Here is a 4,511-nt window from a genome sequence, read left to right as displayed (position 1 = left end):
GAGACTTAATTGATTAGTTCGCTCTAGATAAAAAACAATTGACAAAAATCGCTAAATGCCTTTCTATATAAGGGTTACATCCCTTATAATCCCCGTCCATTGCATAACACAAACCGAAGAGCCAAGATTTTAAATTAATAATTATCTTAAAAAACTAGGTTCCATCCTAGCTAAAATTTTCTGAAGAATTATTTAACTAATTTCAGGAATCCAATCTTCGTCTAAAATATCAGCTAAAGCATAAGGATTCTCTGATGGTAATTTTAAATCCGTTTTCACCTCTGCCATTTTTCTGGCTTTACCATAAAGATAATCGAGACGATTAGATAAATGGTTTCTGAGATTGGTCGTTAATCTTAATTCCAATTGAGTCCGAAAACCAATTAATTCACCTCGCCAATGTCGCTCGTTATATTCTCGTTCGCTTGACCAATACTGATAGAATAAAAGATGTTGTATTATTTGAATTGCTAAACTCTCAACCGCATTTTTTTGTTCCCTTCCCCAAGCTTCTAACTCCTCAATTAAATGCTCATAATCTAAACTATCAACTTGACGATTTTTTAACAATAAAACTGTCTCATCTAGCCATTGCTGATAATCTTCTTCATAGATAGATGATAAACTTTGTCTGGCATGAGTCATCGGTTATTCCTCAATCCTTCAGAATATATCGCCATTATACACCAACAAAAAAGCCCCCCTTTCGAGGATGCCCTTTTATCTAATGATTGAGATGCTAACTGATTGAAATACTAAAAATAGGGAGTTTATGGACTTTCCCATTAAAGTCAGGTTAGATTATGACCGTTTCTTAATTAAAAAACCCACCAAAGAAAACAGGCCTAACCCTAAAATAGAACTAGGTTCTGGTACTAACGAAATCATTAGTTATAGTCATTTCAGATAAGTCTGATACACTCTATACCGACAAAACCCTTATGAACTCTGGGATTAATATTCTCAATTTTAATTGAAATGACTATACCTTACTGACCGCAGATTCCGCAAAGCTTCCACGACCGAGCGTTGACCCGCATCTTCATCAAGGTAGAGACGGATTTGACTCATTACAATTCACCGGCTCGATATCGGGATTCCCAGTCTTCACAATCGGCTCGGTAAGCATCGATATCGGCCTCTATCTGTTCTTTATTCGCGTGATAATACGCTAGAGCGCTATAAATTTGAGCCAGACTTAACTGAGGATATTCCTTAGCGATCGCTTCGGCACTCATTCCCGTTTTATGATCCATGACTAAACTTTGAATCGTGATTCTAGTTCCCGCGATCCGGGGACGAGCATTACAAATATCCGGACTAGCAACAATAAATTCGCTAATATCGATGCCTGTAGCCATATTTTCGCCTAGAGAAGTCCCTTTTATTGTAGCTCGATCGATACATCCGAACAACAAAAAAGCCCCCCTTTCGAGGATGCCATTTTATCTAATGATTGAGATGCTAACTGATTGAAATGCCCCAAAATAGGGAATTTATGGACTTTCCCATCAAAGTTAGGTTAGATTATGACCGTTTCTTCCTCAAAAAACCCACCAAAGAAAACAGCCCTAACCCTAATATAGAACTAGGCTCCGGTACAGATGGATTATTTTGCGGATTTAAACGAGCAATCCAAGCTTCAATATTACCACTGGGGTTAGTTCCATAACCCACAACCGTTAACCCATCAGCAGAAATTACACGCGCATCGTTTAAAGTCCAACCCGTTAAATTTAAACCATAATCATTACTTAAAACCTCTTTTAGGCTCCGCATTCCTTGGCTACTATTCCAGATAAATGCCTCTGGACCATTAGCACTACTACCATAACCAACAATAACAGACCCATCCCCTGATACTCCAAAAGCTACGCTAAAGAAACTCCCCCCCGATAAGTCTCCTAGTCCTACCATTCCCGTCCCTTGTGTCCAACGGAATGCTTCCTTTCCATTAGCACTAATGCTTTGACCAACAACAACAGACCCATCTACTGATACTCCTTCAGCACGGCTATCGAAACCACCCCCAGATAAGTCCCCTAGTCCTACCATTCCCGTCCCTTGTGTCCAACGGAATGCCTCAACAAAATTAGCATTAGTGCTTCTACCAACGACAACAGACCCATCCCCTGATACTCCATAAGCTTCACTCAAGGCACCACCTCCAGACAAGTCCCCTAGTCCTACCATTCCTGTCCCTTGTGTCCAACGGAATGCCTCACCACCATTAGCACCCCTTCCATTACCAACAACAACAGACCCATCTGCTGATACTCCATTAGCAATGCTCTTGAAAGTTCTGCCAGGTAAGTCTCCTAGTCCTACCATCCCCGTCTGTTGTGTCCAACGAAATGCCTCAGTACCATTAGCACTAATGCTTTGACCAATAACAACAGACCCATCCCCTGATACTCCATTAGCTACGCTATTGAAAATCCCCCCCGGTAAGTCCCCTAGTCCTACCATCCCCGTCTGTTGTGTCCAACGAAATGCCTCCTGACCATTAGCACCATTGCTGAAACCAACAACAACAGACCCATCTGCTGATACTCCAAAAGCATAGCTACCGAAACTACCCGGTAAGAACCCTAACCCCTGAAAAGAGGCGGCCTGTGCGGGGAAAGCGACCCCGATCGCACCCAATCCGATCCCTAAGCTGATACAATTAGCTAGTATCTTGTTCATAACCTGATAAAAATCCCAAAAACTAAGTGATTCTTACAATCTAGATGTTCACTTTGGTTTTGTCTGTGGGAATTTGTGGCCATTTTGGATTTTCTGATACAATAATTTTTGTGGGATAAAGTGGGATTTAGTGACAAAAAGGAGGGCAAGGATCATAAAAAAGGCTAAATTTGATTTCTAGGTTCGATCCCCCCTAGCCCCCCTTGAAAAGGGGGGAACCAGACTCAAAGTCTCCCTTTTTAAGGAGGGAAACAGACTCAAAGTCTCCCTTTTTAAGGAGGGAACCAGACTCAAAGTCTCCCTTTTTAAGGAGGGAACCAGACTCAAAGTCCCCCTTTTTAAGGGGGATTTAGGGGGATCGAACTAGCGAAGCTTATAACTAGCAACTTCGGTTAATTTAAATGCAGAACAAATTACTAAATTAAGAGGTTAATCAGTAAAAAAAGCAAAAAATGGAAGAACTATTAGAGTTAAAAAATCTATTACTAGCTGGCAATGTTCCCGATGCCTTAATCTTGGTAGAGGAAATGACAGAAATGAGCAAGGATGATAAGCTCAATAAGATTTTTAGCTTTAGTATTATTGTATTATTACATCTGATTAAACAGCAAGCAGAAAAACGCAGTACACGCTCATGGGAAACCTCTATTTCTAATTCTGTTCGACAGATTCAACGCATTAATCAACGACGTAAAACTGGAGGAAATTATCTAACAATAGAAGAATTAAAAGAAACCTTAGATGATGCTTATTCTTCAGCTTTAAGACAAGCGGCATTAGAAGCTTTTGAGGGTATATATCAACCAGAAGAAATTGAAGCTATGATTGATAAAAATAAAATTATTAATCAAGCATTGGAATTGATATTAATCGATTAAGTAACAGGGGACAGTCGGAAACAAATCAGGAGGTTTAAATGTCAGAAACAGTCGCTTAAAGATTAGCAGCCTATTTAAAAACCTTAACGGAGGACAATTAATGATTAACTTAGAACAAATTCAACAAGATATTAACCAATTACCTGAAGAAGCACAAAACTTACTGATTGATTTTATTGAGTTATTAAAAAAACGCTATTCTTTAGCAAAAAAGCCAGAGATTGCAGCAAAAATAAACCCTGAAGCTCAAAGTACCCTAGACATTTTAAAAGAATCTGGATTAATCGGTTGTATTAGTGCAGAATCAGACCTTTCTACTAATTATAAATCCGTTCTCAAAGAAGGATTAAAAGCTAAATATGATCATCGTTGATACTGGGTTCTGGGTGGCTTTATTTAACAATAAAGATCAATATCATCTAATAGCACAGCAAACCTTAGCACAGTATTCTTCTCAACCCCTAATTACAACTTGGTGTGTTTTAACAGAAAGTTGTCATCTTCTTTTACAACGTTCTCCAAATCTCTATACAGGAGTTGAAAAACAAATAAAATTAATGAACGTATTTGAGAGACATCCCCAAAAATTTCTATTATTTCACCTTGAAAATACTCATCTAGAAAGAATTCAAGACCTTATGAAACAATATCAAAGTCTGCCAATGGACTTAGCCGATGCCTCCCTAGTTATCTTAGCAGAAGAGTTAGGAAATGGACGTATCTTATCAATTGATAATCGAGATTTTAATACCTATCGCTGGAAAAATAAAAAACCCTTTATTAATCTTTTCCCAAATTTCTAGTTAATCAGTAGTCCGTAGAGTGTAGGGTGCGTTAGGCGGCTATCAATTTAGTCAAAAAACCAAAATTAATAATTCGCCGTAACGCACCACCTCTATTATTAAATTGGTGCGTTACGCTATTGAAGAGCGCACCCTACGAGTC

Annotated in this window: 7 protein-coding genes; 3 read left to right on the top strand and 4 right to left on the bottom strand. The window is 38.8% G+C overall.

Annotated features, from left to right (window positions below; all coding sequences use genetic code 11):
- Positions 1-192 precede the first annotated feature (192 nt).
- The 4 genes from PX482_RS00250 to PX482_RS00240 form a co-directional block, all read right to left on the bottom strand.
- Positions 193-645, bottom strand: a complete 453-nt coding sequence (locus PX482_RS00250; protein ID WP_288026957.1) for a DUF29 domain-containing protein — start codon at positions 643-645, stop codon at positions 193-195.
- A 156-nt stretch (positions 646-801) separates the two neighbouring features.
- Entirely contained in the window at positions 802-888 is an 87-nt protein-coding gene (locus PX482_RS27575; RefSeq protein ID WP_071823541.1) for a PEP-CTERM sorting domain-containing protein, read from the bottom strand.
- 182 nt (positions 889-1,070) lie between these two features.
- Positions 1,071-1,361 carry a DUF433 domain-containing protein gene (locus PX482_RS00245; RefSeq protein ID WP_043999245.1) on the bottom strand — a complete coding sequence of 97 codons (291 nt, stop codon included), beginning with the start codon at positions 1,359-1,361 and terminating at the stop codon, positions 1,071-1,073.
- 166 nt (positions 1,362-1,527) lie between these two features.
- Positions 1,528-2,688 carry a PEP-CTERM sorting domain-containing protein gene (locus PX482_RS00240; RefSeq protein WP_288026954.1) on the bottom strand — a complete coding sequence of 387 codons (1,161 nt, stop codon included), beginning with the start codon at positions 2,686-2,688 and terminating at the stop codon, positions 1,528-1,530.
- Between the two features lie 452 nt (positions 2,689-3,140).
- On the opposite strand from PX482_RS00240, the gene PX482_RS00235 reads away from it, so the two are divergent.
- The 3 genes from PX482_RS00235 to PX482_RS00225 all read left to right on the top strand — a co-directional run bounded on the left by PX482_RS00235 (position 3,141) and on the right by PX482_RS00225 (position 4,369).
- The gene (locus PX482_RS00235; protein WP_002784597.1) at positions 3,141-3,566 is read left to right on the top strand and encodes a DUF29 family protein; all 426 of its coding nucleotides are present in this window, start codon (positions 3,141-3,143) and stop codon (positions 3,564-3,566) included.
- A gap of 100 nt (positions 3,567-3,666) precedes the next feature.
- Entirely contained in the window at positions 3,667-3,939 is a 273-nt protein-coding gene (locus tag PX482_RS00230) for a hypothetical protein (RefSeq protein WP_002761103.1), read from the top strand.
- The gene (locus PX482_RS00225) at positions 3,926-4,369 is read left to right on the top strand and encodes a type II toxin-antitoxin system VapC family toxin (protein WP_002761104.1); all 444 of its coding nucleotides are present in this window, start codon (positions 3,926-3,928) and stop codon (positions 4,367-4,369) included. Before PX482_RS00230 ends, PX482_RS00225 begins: the two co-directional genes overlap by 14 nt.
- Positions 4,370-4,511: the final 142 nt, after the last annotated feature.

Origin of the sequence: Microcystis sp. M53602_WE12, from assembly GCF_030065455.1 — a bacterium.
GTDB lineage: Bacteria > Cyanobacteriota > Cyanobacteriia > Cyanobacteriales > Microcystaceae > Microcystis > Microcystis aeruginosa.
Note: the sequence above shows the minus strand (reverse complement) of the source record. Positions and strands in the feature narration are given on the sequence as shown.